Source organism: Novosphingobium sp. FW305-C-111, assembly GCF_058783565.1.
Genome location: NZ_JBYSYP010000008.1, coordinates 17,257 through 34,310, shown reverse-complemented (window position 1 = coordinate 34,310; position 17,054 = coordinate 17,257). Strand labels below are relative to the sequence as shown.

The following is a 17,054-nucleotide window of genomic DNA, read 5'->3' as shown; positions in this document are numbered from 1 at the left end:
AGCCGGGGAGTGTCGAGGCCCAAAATGGGCTACTGAATTAGCCTAGCAGCTCCACCACGGAGTTCGGCCCGACTTGCTGAAGCCAATGTTTGCCGGCCGCTATCATGTGTTCCCGCCAGTGCGCCTCAGCTCCCGGACCATCTCTGGCCTCGATCAGGTCGACCAACTTGGTGTGAGACCGGAGGCCGAACCGGGTGCGCTTTTCCAGCAGTTCGAGATCCGTTTCGGTCTCGCGGCGCTGGGCCAGCTTGAGATGCTCTTCGACCAGGCCGGCAAGTGCCTGCGAAATCATGATCATCGTCTGGTTGCCGGCCAGCTCGAGCATCAGCCGGTGGAATTCGGCAATGGCCGCTGCGGTAGCCGCGAGGTCCTTCACCAGGCTCATTTCGGTTTCGATGTGATGGCGAAGGATCGGCACGGCCCTTTCGCTGCTGCGTTCCGCGACCAGCCGCGCCGCAGGCGGCTCCATCATGACCCGCATCTCGTAGAGGTCGCCGATGGTCACGCCCCGCGCCTGCAACGTTATCCCGGCCGCGCGGGCGATCATCTCGTAGTTGGGGGAACTGATCTTCGCCCCACCCCGCGCCCCACGGGCAACTGTAACCAGCCCTTCCGATTCCAGGATCCGGACCGCCTCACGTATCGTCGGGCGCGAAACCTCGAATTCGGCAATCAGGTGAGCCTCGGCAGGAAGCGTATCGCCATCGGCCAGTTCGCCGCGGATGATCGCGTTGCGGATCTGCTTGGCGACCAGTTCTGCGGTCTTGGGAACGCGGACGGCCTCGGCATTGCTGCGGCCACCGACCGGAATTGCGGCAAATCCATTAGACAAGTTAAATTCCTTGCTGTTTGCCCTTCCAATGGCGGAAATCACGCCAAATCGCAAGGGAATCACGGTCCGCGCGCCCTTGCCAAATGTCGTGTTACCAAGTTAGATGATAATGAGCAGCCGGAGCGGCCTGCGAGTCACAGAGGCCGGAGATCGGCCCGGAGAGGATCAGATGAACGTACACGCGCCTCAGGCAATGAGCAGCTGGTCCGGCGACAAAGGCATTGTCCCCGCCGCGAACTACATTTCTCCCGAGTTCGCGCGGCGGGAGGCCGAACTGCTGTGGTCGCGGGTCTGGCAGATGGCTTGCCGGGAGGAAGAAATCCCCAAGGTCGGGGACTATTACACATACGACATCTGCGACCAGTCGGTCATAGTGATCCGGGTCGCCGCGGACGAGATCAAGGCCTACCACAACGTCTGCCCGCACCGGGGCCGGACCCTGACCGAGGGATGCGGACATGCCGCGCGGCTGCTGTGCAAGTACCACGGCTGGTCGTGGAAGATCGACGGAACGATCGCCAAGGTCATCGACCGCCACGAATGGGCGGAAGAGGATCTCAAGGAAGAGGATCTCAACCTCGTCCCGGTAAAGGTCGGGCGGTGGAGCGGCTGGGTCTACGTGAACCTCGACCCGGATGCGCCGAGCCTCGAAGATCACCTCGCGCCCGCCAAGGACTTCCTCGATCCCTTCGACCTGGGCGGGCTGCGCTACCACTGGCGCAAGGCGACGATCCTGAACTGCAACTGGAAGGTCGCGCTTGAGGCATTCGACGAGGGCTATCACGTCCAGACGACGCACAGCCAGATGCTGCGCTATTTCGACGACTGGACGCAGAGCTATGCCCATGGTCGCCATTCGCATTTCGGTTACTGGGAATCGATGCCGATGGGCTCGCGTTCGCCGCGACTCACCGGCGGCGCGCCTACCGAGGACATCCGCCCCGGCATCCGCGACTACATGGAGGACATGGCCGCGACGCTGAACGCGGGATCGTCGGTCCAGACAGTCCACGCCGCACGCCGCGTCGCACAGGAAGTCCCCCCGGGCACGCCCGCGATGGAAGTGCTGATGAAGTTCGGCCAGTTCATTTACGAGCACGCGATTTCGCTAGGCTGCAAGTGGCCCGACATCTCGGCTGAACAGATGCAGAAGGCCGGGATCGACTGGCACCTGTTCCCCAACCAGATCATGCTAATGGGCCCTACCGGCCTGCTCGGCTACCGGTCGCGGCCGCTCGGAAACGATCCCGACAAGTGCATCTTCGAGGTCTATTCGATGCAGCGCTACGCCGAGGGCCAGGAGCCGAAGGACGTCCAGGTGGAGTGGAGCCAGGAGCATGCCGACAAGGATTTCTGGGGCCTGATCCTGACACAGGACTTTGCCAACGTGGCCGAGGTCCAGAAGGGCATGAAGTCAAAGGGCTTCAAGGGCGCGAGGCCGAATCCGCGGCAGGAGGTGGCGGTGCTCAACTTCCACCGCGCCCTCACCGAATTCATGGACAACGGATACGCCGCATGAGCCGCTGGGACGAAACCCGTGATTTCGTGATCGTCGGCAGCGGCGGTGGCTCGATGATCGCCGCAATCGCGGTACGGGATGCCGGCAAGGATCCGCTCATCCTTGAAAAGACCGACATGGTCGGCGGTTCTACCGCGATGTCCGGGGGGGTGTTCTGGATCCCCAACCACCCGCTCCAGGCGCGCGAGGGCATCAACGACAACGCCGAGATGGCCCGTACCTACCTTGACGCGGCGGTCGGCGATGTAGGCCCGGGCACGAGCCGCGCGCGCAAGGACATGTTCCTCGATGTCGGACCCAAGATGGTCCACTATCTCGAGGAGAAAGGCATGCCCTTCGTCCGCTGCGACGGCTGGTCCGACTATCATGACGACCTTCCCGGCGGTTGCCCGGAAAGCCGCAGCCTCGCCGTCGAACCTTTCCCGGCCGCCACGCTTGGCAAGGAATGGCAGGGCAAGTTGCGCCGGGGGATTTCCTCGGTCGTCATCCGCGGGATCGAGGGTCGACAGCTCATGCTGATGAAGCGCGCCTTCGTCGGCAAGGTCGCCGCGCTCAAGGTCGGCCTGCGCATGGCGAAGAGCAAGCTGCTCGGCCAGGACCTCGTCGGCGCCGGCACCGCGATCCAGGGCCGGATGCTCAAGATGGCGCTCGACCACGGAGTGGATATCCGCACCGAAGCGGGCGTGACCGAGCTGGTCGAGGAAAGCGGCCGGATCGTGGGGGTCGTCTCAACCAAGAACGGCAAGCCGTGGCGCATCGCGGCGCGCGAGGGCGTGCTGATCAACGCCGGCGGATTCTCCCACAATGCCGAGCTGCGCAAGAAATACGGGCCGCAGCCATCATCGACCGAGTGGACCAACGCGAACCCGGGCGACACCGGCGAGATGATCGAGCTGGCCAAGGCGCATGGTGCGGCGCTCGACTGCACCGATGGCGCGGTGTGGATCCTCACCTCCACCCCGCCGTCCGGCGACCGTTTCATGCATGTGCTCGACCTGCCCAAGCCACATGTCATCATCGTCGACCAGCAGGGCAAGCGTTTCACTAACGAAGCGCAGAGCTACATGGCCAACGGGCAGGCGGTGTACCGCCACGGTAACGTGCCGGTCTGGGCGATTATCGAGAGTCGCCACCGCGACCGTTATCCATGGAGCTTCCATGCCGGCCCGACCCCGAAAGAGTGGTTCGAGAGCGGATACATGAAGAAGGCGGAGACGCTGGAAGACCTTGCTCGCCAGATCGACGTGCCCGCGGACAACCTCAAAGCGACGGTCGAACGCTGGAACGACATGGCGCGCCGAGGCAAGGACGTCGATTTCGGCCGTGGGAACAAGGCCTACGACCTTGTTTTTTCAGATCCGACCAACGAGTTCCCCAACCCCGGCCTCGGCCCGATCGAAAAGGCGCCGTTCTATGCCGTGGCGATCTATCCCGGCGATGTCGGCACCTTCGGGGGGATCGTCACCGACGAATACGGGCGGGCGCTAAAGGAAGACGGGAGCGTCATACCCGGGCTCTATGCGACCGGAAACTCGACGGCATCGGTCATGGGCCGGACTTACCCCGGTGCCGGTGCCAGCATTTCCCCGTCCTTCATCTTCGGCTGGGTCGCCGCGCGCCACGCCGTCGGCCAGACGATCAACTGACCGGGAGCGCGCCGATGGAACCGACCGTTGAGCAGATGGTCCGCGAACTGTGGGACAAGCAGAAGATCCGCGAGACCCTGACCCGGTACTGCCGAGGAGTCGACCGGATGGACCGGGAGCTGTTCCTCTCGGCCTATCACCCTGACGCGATCGACGATCACGGCTTTTTCGTCGGCGGCCCGGAGGACTTTTGGCGCTGGGTCAGCCACTACCACGGCAACGCGCAGGTCGCCCACCAGCACGTGATCACAAACCATACCTGCGAGATCGAGGGCGACACTGCGCACGCCGAAACCTATTACCTGTTCGCCGGAATGGATGCCAAGGACATGACCCTGACGCTGGGCGGCGGGCGCTACATTGACCGGCTGGAGAAGCGAGGCGGCGAATGGCGCATCGCGGCGCGCAAATGCGTTTCGGAGTGGGGCGGTGTACCAGCACCGTCCAAGCTTGCCCCCGAACACATGGCGATGCTTCACCAGAGCGGGGTCATCGCCCGGGACCAGACGGATTCGTCCTACGAGCGTCCGCTGCGCGTTCCGGAGGACAGGATCGGCCTCGATCTCGACATCCTGCCCGACGGCTACTAGCCAGCAGGAGCCCCGCGCCGGAACGAGGGGCTCCTACAGATTCAGTTGCCGGTGAAGCGATTGCGGATGTCCCATGTCAGTGCGCGGCTGGTCCCTTCCTCGCACAGCTTATCGAAGGTCCAGCCGTCGACGGCGAACTGGCTGCGGATAAACTCCGGCTCCTGCACCAGAGCGACGTGGCCGCCATTGATGTAGACTTCGCGCCCGTTGAGGTTCGCTGCCTGATCGGTGCACAGCCATGCCATGACCGCGGCGACATTCCAGGGCCGTCCGTCGGGGCCGCTGTTGCCCAGCCACTGGTTGGTCAGCGGCGGGATCTTTAGCGTGTTCATCGCATACATCAGGGTCTCGTAGACCTCGGGGATGTTCATGTTCGAGGGGCCGGAAATCGGCCTGACAGCGTTGGCGCGCACTCCGAACTCGGCGAGCTCGCGCGCGACGGTGCGGGTCATCCCGACCACACCCTCCTTCGCCGCGGCATAGTTGGCCATCCCATAATGGCCGATGCCCGAGGGCGACGAGAGATTGACGATCGCACCGCCCTGCTTCTTCAGATGCTCCGCCGCCGCGCGCATCGTCGCGAAGTAGCCCTTGAGGTTCACCGCGAGGACGATGTCGAAATCTTCCTCGGTCATGTCGGTCAGGCGCTTGGGACGGATGATCCCGGCATTGTTGACGAGGAAGTCGAGCCGGCCAAAGTTGTTAATGGCGCACTCGACGACAGCCCTGCCTCCGGCCATGTCCGCCACGCTGGAGGTCTCAGCAACAGCATCTCCGCCGGCCGCCTTGATTTCGTCGACCACCTGCTGTGCAAATGAGGCATCGCCGCCGCCCCCTTGAGGCCCTCCGCCGAGATCGTTTACGACAACGCGTGCACCCTCACGAGCGAACAACAGCGCTGCTTCGCGTCCGATACCCCGGCCAGCCCCGGTGATGACCGCGACCCGTCCGTCAAATTTGCCCATGAATCAGACTCCCTCTTTTCTCTCACCGAAAATGATCTAAACGGGTTAGACGATTGTCGCCAGCCCCAATCGGCGGCGGAGAGGAAAAGGACAAACCATGCCGGATATTGCGGGTGCGCTTGCGCCCTTCACCCTCGAAGGCAAGGTCGCCCTGGTCACGGGAGCTGCGCAGGGCCTCGGCAAGGAAATCGCCTCGCTGTTCCTCGATGTGGGTGCGTCAGTCGTGATCGCAGACCTTAATGGGGATGCCGCCGCCGCCACTGCCAATGAACTGTCGACAAAAGGACCCACGCTGGGCCTGCCGATGGATGTCGCCGACGAAACTGCCGTGAAGGCCGGCTTCGCTGCGGCGGCAGAGCGGTTTGGCGGTGTCGACGTCCTCGTGAACAATGCCGCGTATCGCAACAAGGCCAACACCATGGACATGCCGGTGGAGGAATGGGACACGATGCATGCAGTCTGCACCCGCGGCACGTTCCTGTGCCTGCGCGAGGCGGTCAGGCAGATGCGCGGGCGCGGCGGCGGATCGATCGTCAACATCTCCTCGATGAGCGCGCAGCACCCGACCATCTTTCCCAACATGCACTACGACTCGGCCAAGTCCGGCGTCGATGCGATCACGCGTCTTGCCGCCGTGGAGTTCGGCAAGGAAGGCATCCGGGTGAACTCGGTGCTGCCTGGCGGAATGGCGACACCAGGCCCCGACAAGATGCGCCAGATGGCAGAACTTGGCGGGCCGAAAATCGAAGGTCCGGCCATGATCCCGGGACGCAGCATCCTCGGCCGAGTAGCCCAGCCGATCGAGATGGCGCGCGCAGTCCTCTTCCTCGCCAGCGACGCCGCCAGTTACATCACGGGTGCCGAGCTTCTCGTCGATGCCGGCTTCACCAAAGGCTGACGCAATGGATGAGAGACTGAACAACAACCGCCCCCTGATAGGCGGCGAGCGCCCTGCCAGCACCAGCCTCGGCGTACGCGAGCACGTCAACCCGACGAGTGGCAAGGTCCAAGCTGTAGTCCCCATCTGCGGACGCGCAGAGATCGATGCGGCCGCGCGGGCTGGAATAGTAGGACAGAAGGCATGGTCAGGTCTTGGCGCGGCCGCCCGGCGGGACGCACTGCTACGACTTGCCGACCTCGTCGAAGCCCATGCCGACGATCTGGCGACGATGGCGGCACTCGAAGTCGGAACCCCGATCGCGACGAGTTCGATCTCACTCGCCCTATCGTGGATCCGCTATTACGCAGGTTGGGCTGACAAGATCGAAGGCACGATCACCGAGCCGATCGGCGCAAAGGGGCTCGCCTACGCCAAGCACGAACCGATCGGGGTAATCGGCGTGATCATCCCGTGGAACGGGCCGCTGGTCGCCACCTGCATGACCGCGGTGCTGGCGCTCGCCGCCGGAAACGCGGTGATCCTGAAGCCGCCTACGCAGACCCCGTTCGTACCGATCCGCTTTGGTGAATTGGCGCTGGAGGCAGGCATTCCGCCTGGCGCGCTCAACATCGTTCCCGGAGATGCCGAGGCCGGCGAGGCGCTGATCGCGCACCCCGCGGTCGGCAAGATCAGCTTCACCGGGGGCGACATGGTCGCGCGTTCGGTCATGCGCACGGCGGCGGAGCATCTCAAGCCGGTAGCCCTGGAACTCGGCGGCAAGTCCGCGAACATCGTCTTCGCCGACGCCGACCTCGAGACGGCGGCGAGCATGGCCGCGACCTGTAGCCTGGTGCCGCTGTCTGGCCAGGGCTGCGTCCTGCCGACCCGCGTCTATGCCCATGCGGCAATCTACGACGAATTGGTCGAGCGGATCGCCGCGCAGGCCAAAGCCTTCCCGATGGGGGACCCCCTCTCGCCGGGTACGATAATCGGACCAGTCATCCACGAAGGCGCGGCGCAGCGGATCATGGGGGTGATCGACCGGGCCAAGGCCGAGAGCGGCGGAATGCTTGTCGCTGGCGGGCGGCGCGGCCAGGGTGACCTCGCCGCGGGCGCGTTTGTCGAGCCGACGGTCTTTGCCGGGGTAGCGCACGACAGTCATCTCGCACGCGAGGAGGTGTTCGGTCCGGTCCTTTCAATCATCCGCTTCAACGATGACGCGGAAGCGGTGCGGATGGCGAACGATTCCCGCTTCGGCCTTGGCGCATACCTCCACACCCGCGATCTGGCACGCGCACACACGGTAGCCGCGCAACTGGAGGCCGGCTGCGTCGCGGTCAACGGAATGCTGCCGATGGCGCCCAACCTGCCATTCGGCGGCTACAAGCAGTCGGGCTTCGGGCGCGAGGGCGGACGGCCCGGCCTCGAGGAATTCATGCAGATCAAGCAGGTCATGCTGCACCTGCCTTAAGGAGCACGCCATGGCCGTTTCGGCCGACTACATCGTCATCGGCGGCGGCAGCGCGGGCTGCGTGCTCGCCGCTCGCCTGAGCGAAGATCCGGCGGTGAGCGTGCTCCTGCTCGAGGCTGGCGGGGAGCACGACACCTTCCTTGTCAACATGCCCGCGGGGACCGCCAAGCTGATGGGTCACAAGACCTATGACTGGTGCCTGCCTACCGAGCCCGACCCCAGCATTGACGATCGCACCATGCAATGGGCAGCTGGCAGGGCGCTGGGCGGAAGTTCGGCGATCAACGGCCAGGTCTACATGCGCGGAGAGCGCTCGGACTACGACAACTGGGAAAAGCTGGGCTGCACCGGGTGGAACTGGAATACGGTCTTTCCGTATTTCCTCAAGGCCGAGACGCTGCATGACCGCCCGTCGCAAAGCCATGGCAGCCATGGCCCGCTCAGCGTTTCGCCGATCAAGGATCCACAGCCGATCGGCCAGCACGTCATCGAGGCATTCACCCAGATCGGCATCCCGGTCAACGAGGACTACTGCGACGGCAGTCAGGCCGGCGTCTATCGCATCTATGCAACGCAGAAGGACGGGCGGCGCTGTTCCGCGGCACACGCCTACCTCGATCCGGCGCGAGCCCGGCCCAACCTGACCGTGGTGACCGGCGCGCTGGTCGAGAGGATCGTGATCGAAGAGGGCCGGGCGGTCGGCGTGCATTATCGCAAGGACGGCAGGCGGCAAGAAGCGATGACGCGGCGCGAAGTGCTGCTGTCCGCCGGCACGGTCCACTCGCCGGCGATCCTGATGCGCTCAGGGATCGGGCCGGCGGAACACCTCGGCGAACACGGCATCGCTGTCGCTGCCGATCTTCCCGGCGTCGGGCAGAACCTGCGGGAGCACAATTCCATCGGTCTTGCCAAGCTCGTCTCGATCCCGACGATGAGCGCAAAGCTTGGGGCAGTGCGGATGATCGGGCATCTGCTGGACTACCTGCTTCGCCGCAAGGGATTGCTGACGACACCGGCGGTGCAGGTGATGGCGGCGTTCCGGACCGACCCGGACCTCCCCGATCCGGACATCATCCTTTCGATGCTTCCGGTTGCCGTCGCCTTCAACGACAAGGGTGACGCCGTGGTCGAGAAGCGCCCCTCGTTCAGCTTCGGCTTCCACGTCGCCCGACCGCAGAGTCGAGGGGAGATTCGCCTGCGCAGCGCCGATCCGTCGGACAAGCCAGTAATCGATCACCGCTTGCAGGGCGATTCCTCCGATGTCGCCAAGCTGGTCAAGGCGATCAAGATCGTGGAGGAGGCCTGCGCCGCTCCGGCGCTTGCCAAGGTCATCACCGGCACCCTCCGCCCTGATCCGCTGCCGCAGACCGACGCGGACTGGGAAGTCTATGTCCGCCAGTGGGGCGGCATCGGCTATCACTCCGTCGGAACCTGCCGGATGGGGCCGGACGGTGATCCCATGGCTGTGCTCGACCCGCAACTGAGGGTCCGGGGGATCGACGGGCTGCGGGTGATCGACGCTTCGGTCATGCCCGAACCCGTTTCCGCCAACACCAACGCGCCGGTCATCATGATCGCCGAGCGCGCCGCTGCGATAATCAGGGGTCGGGCATGAGCATCGAACGACTATTCAGCCTCGCCGGGAAGTGCGCGCTCGTCGTGGGCTCGACCCCGATCGGGGTGGCGACTGCCGACCTGTTCCGCGAGGCCGGAGCCGATTGTGCCCTCGCGGATCCGGCACCGACTGAAGCCGCGCTTTGCGCCGCCGTCGATGACTTCGTTGCTGCTCGCGGGCGCATCGACATACTGGTTTATGCCACGACCCGGATCGGAACATACCCGCTCGCAGACCTGAGCCTTGAGCAGTGGGACGGCATTCACGGCGACAACCTGCGCGGAGCGTTCATCGCCATGCGTCAGGCCGTGCGCCACATGCGTGGCAGTGGCGGTGGTGCGATTGTCGCTGTTTCGACAATGGGCTCGGTCCATCCCGTGCTCAAGGGAAATGCGGCTTACGGCGCGAGCAAGGCCGGGCTGAACGCGCTGGTCCGGGCGGTCGCGCTCGACGAAGCGGAACACGGCATCCGCGCGAACGCGGTTCTCCCGGGAGCGGTGCCAGTGGGCGATCCTCCGGCGGACATGGTCCGCCTTGGCGGTCCGGCGACCGGCAGCGGGCGCATGATGCTCGGGATGGCAGAGCCTGCAGAGATCGCAGCCGGTATCCTGTACCTCGCCTCTCCTGCCGCGCGTTTCATGACCGGACAGGCCCTCATCTTGGACGGCGGATTTTTGATTTCCTGAGCGGGTTGGGACTTGCCAAAAGACAGCTTAACAATGTAAATCCGTTATATGTTTCTTCGAGTTGGATACTGGGGGCGGTGAGAATATGACAAGCCTGAAGGAGTTGGTCGGCGGCGTGATGACGCTCGACCCGCAGGCGCCCGCGCTCGAATTCGAACGGCAGTGGACGACTTACGGCGAACTGACGGCAATCATCGATGCGGTTGATGCGATTTTGGCGGAGAACGGGATCGCCGCCGGTACCCGCATCGGCGGGATCCTCCGCAATACGCCCGCCATCGCCGCGCTGATCATCGGGACCATTCTTGGCGACCGATGCATCGTCACGCTCAACCCGATGTTGCCCGACGACAAGCTGGTGAACGACATCCGGACGCTGAAAGTCCCGGTGGTGGTCGCGCTCACCCAGGACTGGGCGCGTCCTGCAGTCGCCGCCGCGGTGCGAGAGGTCGGGGCGTTGGGTATCGAACTCACCGGCAATCCCGAGCAGCCCGTCCGCGTTGCTTCCCCCCTTACCGGCACCGACTTTCGCCGCGAAGCGGAAGGCGTCGGGATCGAGATGCTGACCAGCGGTACCACCGGCACGCCCAAGCGCATCCCGCTCAAGGCCAAGAACTTCGAACAGGCAATCATTGATGCCGCGGCTTTCGAGAGCCGCGACCCGTCGCATGGCCCGCGCCTGTCAAAGGCGGTCTCGATCCTCAACACTCCGTTCTCCCACATCGGCGGTATCTTCAGCCTGTTCGTCACGTTCTCGGCCGGCCGCCGCGGGTGCATGCTGGATCGCTTCCGGGTGAACGAGTTCATCGACGCGGTGCAGCGCCACAGACCCAAATCGGTCGGCGCGCCCCCTTCCGCGCTCCGGATGATTCTCGACGCGGGCGTGCCGAAGGATGCGCTGTCCAGCGTCGTCGCGTTCCGGACGTCAACCGCACCGCTCGATCCCGACCTGGCCGACCAGTTCGAAGCGCACTTCGGCATCCCGGTGCTCCAGAACTATGGCGCCACTGAATTCGCCGGGGGAGTCGCGGGCTGGACGCTTCCGGAATTCCTCAAGACCGGGAAGCAGCGCCGCGGCAGCGTCGGCAAGATGCTGCCCGGGATCGACGGGCGGATCGTCGATCCGGAGAGCGGTGAACCCCTGCCCCATGGCGAGAAAGGCGTCCTCGAACTGCGCGCCCGGCACCTCGGCGACGGCAAGAACTGGGTCCGCACCACCGACCTCGCAAGGATGGACGAGGACCAGTACCTGTGGATTCTCGGGCGCGCCGACAACGCGATCATTCGCGGCGGATTCAAGATCATTCCCGATGACGTCGTTTCGGCCATCGAAAGCCATCCCGCAGTGCTCGAAGCCTGCGTGGTCGCCTTGCCCGACCCCCGGCTGGGCCAGGTTCCGGCGGCGGCATACCGGACCAAGAGCGGTGCCGATGTCGCCGAGTTGGAACTGAAGGATTACCTGCGTGGCCGATTGACCGCTTACCAGGTGCCGGTGAAGCTGCTCAAGCTGGACGACTTTCCCCGCACGCCGTCGATGAAGCCGAGCCAGCCCGAGCTGAAGAAGCTGTTCGAAGCGGAGGCGGCCGCCTGAAGGCGGCCGGCACGACCTAGTCCCAGCGCAGGTAGAGCTCGCTGAACCCTGGGACCGAACCGCAATGCTCGACATTGCGTCGGTCCGGATCGAGCCGGAACTGCGGCATGCGTCCTACGAATTCCTCAAGGAATACCTGGACCTCCGCCCGGGCGAGCGGCGCGCCGACACACTTGTGCGGGCCATTGCCGAAGGTGTTGTGATCGGACGGGCCGGTCTGCCGGTCGAAGTCCACGGTGAACGGGTCGGGATATAGCCGTTCGTCGATCCCGGACAGGTTGTTGGGGACCATGACCATCTCGTCCTTCTTGAACAGGACGCCCTTGTATTCGAAGTCACGGGTGACGATCCGTCCGGTGTTCGACAACCCGAAGCGGCGGATGAACTCCTCGCTCGCCGCGGGAATGATCGCCTTGTCCTCGCGCAGCCGCTGTTGCTGTTGGGGGTGTTCGGCAAGGTAATGGACAATGTAGGACAGTTCGGAGGCGACGGTGTCGAGCCCGCCGACGAACAGCAGTGTCGCCATCGACAGGGTTTCCTCGTCGTTCTGGAAACGCGGGCTGCGCCGCCAGTTGGCAACCCGGGTGAGCAGATCCTCGCCCTCCCCGCCCTCGCGCTCGTCGAGGACGGACTTGAGGTATTCGCGGACGCGAACCTGCGCCTGGGTGCGTTCGGCGACGTCGTAGCTCGACATGATCGCGAGACCCCATTCGACGAACTCTTCGCGCCGGTCGAGCGGCAGGTCGACGATCTTGAGGAACATGGTGACAGGCATGATCCGCGCAAATTGCGACAGGAATTCGCAGTGGCCTGACGGAAGAAGCCCTTCCGTAAGCTCTATCGTGAGCGAGCGTGCATCCTCCCGCATCCGCGCGACCGCCTTGGGCGTGAATCCGGGGTTGATCACCGCCCGGTAGCGGGCGTGGTTGGGCGGGTCGATCGCCAGCGGGACCGGCTTGAAGGCCATCAGCTGGCGCGGGATCATGAATTCCTCGTGGCTGAAGATTTCATAATTGTTCTGGACGAACCGGACATCTTCAGCGCGGGTCACCAGCCAATGCCCGCCGTACCGCGGCGACCAGATGATTTCCGGACCGTCGTGCAGTCGCTTCATCGCGCGATAAACCCCGACCTCGTCCATTCCTGCCGGGTGCACGTAATCGAAATCCACCACCCGGTCCTCGGGTACGTGGTCGGGCCTGGGCGTCAGCAGGGGGATTGTCGATGCCACGGGCAGCCTCTCAGTTATATATATTATTTATCCGATAAAATGCAGCTGACCAGCCGTCAATGCTTGAGCATCCGCATGCTAACAGTATACCTAATGAGGGCGGCCTCCCGTTCGTCCGAGAGGATCCGGCGAAGCAATGATGCGTCATCCCGAGTTCAAGCCAACCATCGATGGACTCATTCACCACATTGCCGCCCGCTTCGGCGACAGCGAAGCCATTGTGCGCGACGGGCGGCGGCTGACCTACCGCGAGTTGGAAAAGGGATCGGCTGACATTGCCCGCGCCCTACTCGAACGCGGAGTCAGCAAGGGCACGCGGATCGGCCTCATGATGCCTCCGACCCCTGAGTTCGTGCTGTTCATGCTGGCTATTGGCCGGATCGGCGCGGTCGTGGTGCCACTGAGCACCCTGTATCAGGCGCCCGAACTATCCTGGGTCCTCGCCAATGGCGAGGTCGACCATCTCGTTGTCGCGGACCGGTTTCTCAACCACGACTATCTGGTCCGTCTTGAAGAGGCTCTCCCCGGCCTTGCCGGCTCCGTGCCTCCCTATCGGCTCCACGTCGCGCCAAGACTGCGAACGATCTGGGTCACCGGCGAGGAATCGCGCGAATGGTCTCGTCCGGCGGCCGAACTCCAGGCTGGCAGTGAGGTCATCGACGACGCCATGCTGCGCGCCATCGAGGACAAGGTGTCGCCGGCGGATCCGCTCGTCATCATCCACACCTCGGGCAGCACCGCCAATCCGAAAGGGGTCATCCACGGCCATGGCCCGTTCGTCCGCCACAGCTACCAGATGTCGATGGACTTCTACCCTTTTGGAGCCGGCGACCGGGTGCTGACGACGCGGGCGATGTTCTGGGTGGCCGGATTGGTCGCTACGCTGTTCTACGCGCTGCAGGCCGGCGCCTGCGTGATCACCACCAGCGACGGCTCTCCGGCCAACGTGCTGCGCCTGATCGAAGAGGAGCGCGCGATGGGGCTGGCCGGCGATTCCGGCTGGTTCGATGTGCTGCGCCAGTCCGACGAACTCAGCGGAGCCGGATATGATGTAGTCCGGCTCAACATGGACAAGGCCGCGTTTGCACGCGAAGGCCGCTACCTCAGTCCCCAGGTGGAACGGCGTTACGGTCCGCCGCGCCATATTCCCACCGGACGTATCGCACGCACTTACGGCATGACAGAAACCCTGGGCGGCCACACTTCGGCGCGCTGGGACGAGCTGCTCCCGGAAGACCGGCCAAGCTGGCAGGGTCGCGCCCTGCCCGGCGTCGAACTTCGTATCATCGACCCTGAGACTCGCGCGATTCTCCCGCCGGGCGAGACGGGCGAACTCCTCGTTCGGGGCTATTGCCTGATGCTCGGCCTCACCGGCAAGGAGCGCAACGAGGTGTTCGACGAAGAAGGATACTACGCCACCGGCGACCTCTGTACACTAGATGCCGATGGCTACCTCAAGTTCGAGAGCCGCATGGGGGAGATGATCAAGATCCACGGGGCTAACGTCGCCCCGATCGAAGTGGAACTTGCGATGACCGGACTCTTGGGGATTGAGAAGGCGGCAGTGGTGGGGGTGCCGAGGGGGGACGAACTCGAGCTAACCGCCGCGGTCCTGATGGCGCCCGGCCGGACTCTCGACGCCGCGGCAGTGACTGCCGAGCTGAAGCAGAAGCTGTCATCATTCAAAGTGCCGAAGCGGATCGTCTGCATGGATGAAGCGACCCTGCCAATGACCGGATCGGGGAAAATAAAGAAGGGCGAATTGCTCGCGCTGCTCCAGCTCGATGAGGGATAATCATATAACGAATTAACTTGATTCGAGTCCGACTCGACGGCATGGAAACGGGGCAAAACACGATCCAGACGCATCCGAGAGGACGAGAACCATGGCTGAAGCCGACCCCAAGTCGACCTACGGCATCCTGACCGACGAGGGCATTGAGAAGCTCCGCAAGAAGATCGGGATCCAGGTCAACAAGCCGACCCCGCCGCATAACTACGAGGTGACGTGGGACGGCACCCGCCACTTCGCCTACGGCTATGGTGACGACAACCCGCTGTGGTGCGACAAGCACTATGGGGAGAGCACCCGCTGGGGCGGGCTGATCGCGCCGCCGAACTTCCTCTACACCATGGGCGAGAGCGACGCTCCGCCGATCGACGCCGAAACCAAGAAGATGATGAAGGGCGATCCGCTCGCCGGGCTAGGGTCCTACCAGGCGCAGATGGAGTTCGAGTGGTGGCGTCCGCTCCGCCTGGGCGACCAGCTCAAGCAGCGGTTTGCGCTGATCGGCGTGCAGGTGAACGACAAGAGCGGCTTTGCCGGCCGCACCGTGTCGGAGGTCAACGGCTACATCTACCGCAACCAGGACGACGAACTGCATGCGATCCAGCGTGGCACCTGGATCCGCGCGGAACGCCATGCTTCCAAGGAAAAGAAGAAGGAATACGACCTTCCCACGCCCTACACGCAGGAACAGCTCGCCGAAATCGACGCCTGCTATGCGGCGGAGAAAATCCGCGGCGCCGAGACCCGCTACTTCGAGGACGTGATCGAGGGCGAGGACCTGCAGACCATCGTTCGCGGTCCGCTGCGGACCAGCGATCTCGTCGTCTGGCACGTCGGCTGGGGCATGCAGCTGACCCCGCCGGGCGCGTTCCGCCAGTCCTACAAGATCCGCGCCAAGGTACCCGGCCTGTTCACGCCCAACGAGCTCAACGTGCCCGACACGGTGCAGCGCCTGCACTGGGAAAAGGCCTGGGCGAACGAGCTCGGCATCCCCATCCCTTACGACTACGGCGGCCTGCGCGAGACCTTCCTCACCAACATCTGCACAAACTGGATGGGCGACGATGGCTGGCTGTGGAAGATGAGCTGCCAGCACCGCAAGTTCGTCTACACCGGCGACACCTACTGGATCAAAGGCAAGGTCCGCCGGAAGGAACAGGTCGAGGGCCGCAACGAGGTCCATCTAGACATCTGGGTCGAGAACCAGCACGGCACGGTGGTCTCGCCGGGCAGCGCGGTGATCCTCCTGCCGACCCGCGACAAGGGGGTCGAACTGCCGAAGCCGGCCAAGGAAGACATCGACGAGATGTATGCCTACGAAGTGGAGCGGCTGCGCTGACGCCGTTTCGCGCGAAAGTTTGAAGCACCCAGCGCCGCCGTTCCCTTCGGGGAGCGGCGGCGTTGCCTTGAACGGATTGTCCGATGGAATACCAGTACATCCATTACGAAACCCGCGGCCGCGTCGCGATCGTCAGCTACGACCGCCAGGAACGTCGCAACGCGTGGAGCCCGGAACTTTATCGCGAGGCTGAGCACGCGATCGAACGGGCCAATGCCGACGATGCGGTGGGCGCGATCGTGCTCACTCATGAAGGCGCGATTTTTTGCTCCGGCACCGACTTCAAGGGCGCGCCCGAAATCGACCCCGAGACGGGTCGCAAGCTCAACATCGCGCAGATCTGCATGATGCAGGACAAGAGCTGGATCCACCTGCTCGAACGCTCGAAGCCGGTAGTGGCCGCGGTTCACGGGACCGCGATGGGCCTTGGCATCACGCAGCTCCTGCCGGTCGATATCCGCATTGGCGGGGAAAGCTCGATCTGGAGCTTTCCGTTCATCTCGCTCGGCCTGATGCCGGAACTGGGCTGCACCGCGCTGCTCCCGCGCCTCGTCGGATATGGCAGAGCGCTCGACCTCGTGCTGACTTCGCAGAAGCTCACGGCTAGGGAGGCCAGGGACATCGGCCTGATCACCCGCGTCGTTCCTGACGCGACGGTGCTCGACGAAGCGATCACCGTGGCCGAGAAGCTCGCGGCCGCCCCCGCCCTGCAGATGCGCCTCACCCGCAAGCTGTTCCGCGAGAACGCACTCGAGCGCAACGTCAACGCCTATCTCCAGAACGAGACCGACGCCTTCATCGAGATGCTGCGCGCCGCCAAGAAGGCCCGTGAGGACGCAGCGGCCAAGGCTTAGGCCCGCCCCTTTCTATCAAAAAGGGGCCGGGAAGCAGCGCGCTTCC

At 64.2% G+C, this 17,054-nt stretch carries 14 protein-coding genes; 11 read left to right on the top strand and 3 right to left on the bottom strand.

Going from position 1 to position 17,054, the window contains the following annotated elements:
- Positions 1 to 37: 37 nt before the first annotated feature.
- Positions 38 to 832, bottom strand: coding sequence for a FadR/GntR family transcriptional regulator (locus tag AC3WLD_RS10710; RefSeq protein WP_492556947.1), 795 nt, complete (start codon positions 830 to 832; stop codon positions 38 to 40).
- Between the two features lie 193 nt (positions 833 to 1,025).
- Here AC3WLD_RS10710 and AC3WLD_RS10705 point away from each other — a divergent pair, with 193 nt between their 5' ends.
- From AC3WLD_RS10705 to AC3WLD_RS10695, 3 genes are read left to right on the top strand one after another with little or no spacing between them, the layout of a single operon-like run.
- Complete coding sequence (locus AC3WLD_RS10705; RefSeq protein ID WP_492556946.1) at positions 1,026 to 2,351, top strand: aromatic ring-hydroxylating oxygenase subunit alpha; 1,326 nt, start codon at positions 1,026 to 1,028, stop codon at positions 2,349 to 2,351.
- Positions 2,348 to 3,997: an FAD-binding protein gene (locus tag AC3WLD_RS10700; protein ID WP_492556945.1), complete on the top strand. Its 1,650-nt coding sequence runs from the start codon at positions 2,348 to 2,350 to the stop codon at positions 3,995 to 3,997. The genes AC3WLD_RS10705 and AC3WLD_RS10700 overlap by 4 nt, the downstream gene beginning before the upstream one ends.
- A 14-nt stretch (positions 3,998 to 4,011) precedes the next feature.
- Entirely contained in the window at positions 4,012 to 4,587 is a 576-nt protein-coding gene (locus AC3WLD_RS10695) for a nuclear transport factor 2 family protein (RefSeq protein WP_492556944.1), read from the top strand.
- Between the two features lie 41 nt (positions 4,588 to 4,628).
- Here the strand turns inward: AC3WLD_RS10695 and AC3WLD_RS10690 are convergent, their stop codons facing one another.
- The gene (locus tag AC3WLD_RS10690) at positions 4,629 to 5,552 is read right to left on the bottom strand and encodes an SDR family oxidoreductase (protein WP_492556943.1); all 924 of its coding nucleotides are present in this window, start codon (positions 5,550 to 5,552) and stop codon (positions 4,629 to 4,631) included.
- 97 nt (positions 5,553 to 5,649) lie between these two features.
- Between AC3WLD_RS10690 and AC3WLD_RS10685 the strand changes: the two genes are divergently transcribed.
- The 5 genes from AC3WLD_RS10685 (at position 5,650) to AC3WLD_RS10665 (ending at position 11,795) form a co-directional block, all read left to right on the top strand.
- Positions 5,650 to 6,450: an SDR family NAD(P)-dependent oxidoreductase gene (locus AC3WLD_RS10685; protein ID WP_492556942.1), complete on the top strand. Its 801-nt coding sequence runs from the start codon at positions 5,650 to 5,652 to the stop codon at positions 6,448 to 6,450.
- 4 nt (positions 6,451 to 6,454) lie between these two features.
- A complete protein-coding gene (locus AC3WLD_RS10680) occupies positions 6,455 to 7,903 on the top strand; it encodes an aldehyde dehydrogenase family protein (protein ID WP_492556941.1) in 1,449 nt (482 codons plus the stop codon).
- Positions 7,904 to 7,913: 10 nt separating this feature from the next.
- Positions 7,914 to 9,518: a GMC family oxidoreductase gene (locus tag AC3WLD_RS10675; RefSeq protein WP_492556940.1), complete on the top strand. Its 1,605-nt coding sequence runs from the start codon at positions 7,914 to 7,916 to the stop codon at positions 9,516 to 9,518.
- On the top strand, positions 9,515 to 10,204 hold the full coding sequence (locus AC3WLD_RS10670; RefSeq protein WP_492556939.1) for an SDR family NAD(P)-dependent oxidoreductase: 690 nt from the start codon (positions 9,515 to 9,517) through the stop codon (positions 10,202 to 10,204). Before AC3WLD_RS10675 ends, AC3WLD_RS10670 begins: the two co-directional genes overlap by 4 nt.
- 85 nt (positions 10,205 to 10,289) lie before the next feature.
- The gene (locus AC3WLD_RS10665; RefSeq protein WP_492556938.1) at positions 10,290 to 11,795 is read left to right on the top strand and encodes a class I adenylate-forming enzyme family protein; all 1,506 of its coding nucleotides are present in this window, start codon (positions 10,290 to 10,292) and stop codon (positions 11,793 to 11,795) included.
- A gap of 16 nt (positions 11,796 to 11,811) precedes the next feature.
- Here the strand turns inward: AC3WLD_RS10665 and AC3WLD_RS10660 are convergent, their stop codons facing one another.
- Positions 11,812 to 13,026, bottom strand: coding sequence for a cytochrome P450 (locus AC3WLD_RS10660; RefSeq protein ID WP_492556937.1), 1,215 nt, complete (start codon positions 13,024 to 13,026; stop codon positions 11,812 to 11,814).
- A 136-nt stretch (positions 13,027 to 13,162) separates the two neighbouring features.
- On the opposite strand from AC3WLD_RS10660, the gene AC3WLD_RS10655 reads away from it, so the two are divergent.
- The 3 genes from AC3WLD_RS10655 (at position 13,163) to AC3WLD_RS10645 (ending at position 17,008) form a co-directional block, all read left to right on the top strand.
- Positions 13,163 to 14,821: a class I adenylate-forming enzyme family protein gene (locus tag AC3WLD_RS10655; protein ID WP_492556936.1), complete on the top strand. Its 1,659-nt coding sequence runs from the start codon at positions 13,163 to 13,165 to the stop codon at positions 14,819 to 14,821.
- A gap of 91 nt (positions 14,822 to 14,912) precedes the next feature.
- Complete coding sequence (locus tag AC3WLD_RS10650) at positions 14,913 to 16,154, top strand: FAS1-like dehydratase domain-containing protein (RefSeq protein ID WP_492556935.1); 1,242 nt, start codon at positions 14,913 to 14,915, stop codon at positions 16,152 to 16,154.
- An 83-nt stretch (positions 16,155 to 16,237) separates the two neighbouring features.
- Positions 16,238 to 17,008, top strand: coding sequence for an enoyl-CoA hydratase/isomerase family protein (locus AC3WLD_RS10645; RefSeq protein WP_492556934.1), 771 nt, complete (start codon positions 16,238 to 16,240; stop codon positions 17,006 to 17,008).
- The last annotated feature ends 46 nt before the right edge of the window (positions 17,009 to 17,054 follow it).

Bases quoted from the DNA above. Each gene is read 5' to 3' on its own strand.
- AC3WLD_RS10655 (WP_492556936.1), top strand. From the start codon at position 13,163: ATGATGCGTCATCCCGAGTTCAAGCCAACCATCGATGGACTCATTCAC.
- AC3WLD_RS10665 (WP_492556938.1), top strand. From the start codon at position 10,290: ATGACAAGCCTGAAGGAGTTGGTCGGCGGCGTGATGACGCTCGACCCG.
- AC3WLD_RS10680 (WP_492556941.1), top strand. From the start codon at position 6,455: ATGGATGAGAGACTGAACAACAACCGCCCCCTGATAGGCGGCGAGCGC.
- AC3WLD_RS10685 (WP_492556942.1), top strand. From the start codon at position 5,650: ATGCCGGATATTGCGGGTGCGCTTGCGCCCTTCACCCTCGAAGGCAAG.
- AC3WLD_RS10675 (WP_492556940.1), top strand. From the start codon at position 7,914: ATGGCCGTTTCGGCCGACTACATCGTCATCGGCGGCGGCAGCGCGGGC.
- AC3WLD_RS10670 (WP_492556939.1), top strand. From the start codon at position 9,515: ATGAGCATCGAACGACTATTCAGCCTCGCCGGGAAGTGCGCGCTCGTC.
- AC3WLD_RS10690 (WP_492556943.1), bottom strand. From the start codon at position 5,552: ATGGGCAAATTTGACGGACGGGTCGCGGTCATCACCGGGGCTGGCCGG.
- AC3WLD_RS10650 (WP_492556935.1), top strand. From the start codon at position 14,913: ATGGCTGAAGCCGACCCCAAGTCGACCTACGGCATCCTGACCGACGAG.
- AC3WLD_RS10700 (WP_492556945.1), top strand. From the start codon at position 2,348: ATGAGCCGCTGGGACGAAACCCGTGATTTCGTGATCGTCGGCAGCGGC.
- AC3WLD_RS10705 (WP_492556946.1), top strand. From the start codon at position 1,026: ATGAGCAGCTGGTCCGGCGACAAAGGCATTGTCCCCGCCGCGAACTAC.
- AC3WLD_RS10695 (WP_492556944.1), top strand. From the start codon at position 4,012: ATGGAACCGACCGTTGAGCAGATGGTCCGCGAACTGTGGGACAAGCAG.
- AC3WLD_RS10645 (WP_492556934.1), top strand. From the start codon at position 16,238: ATGGAATACCAGTACATCCATTACGAAACCCGCGGCCGCGTCGCGATC.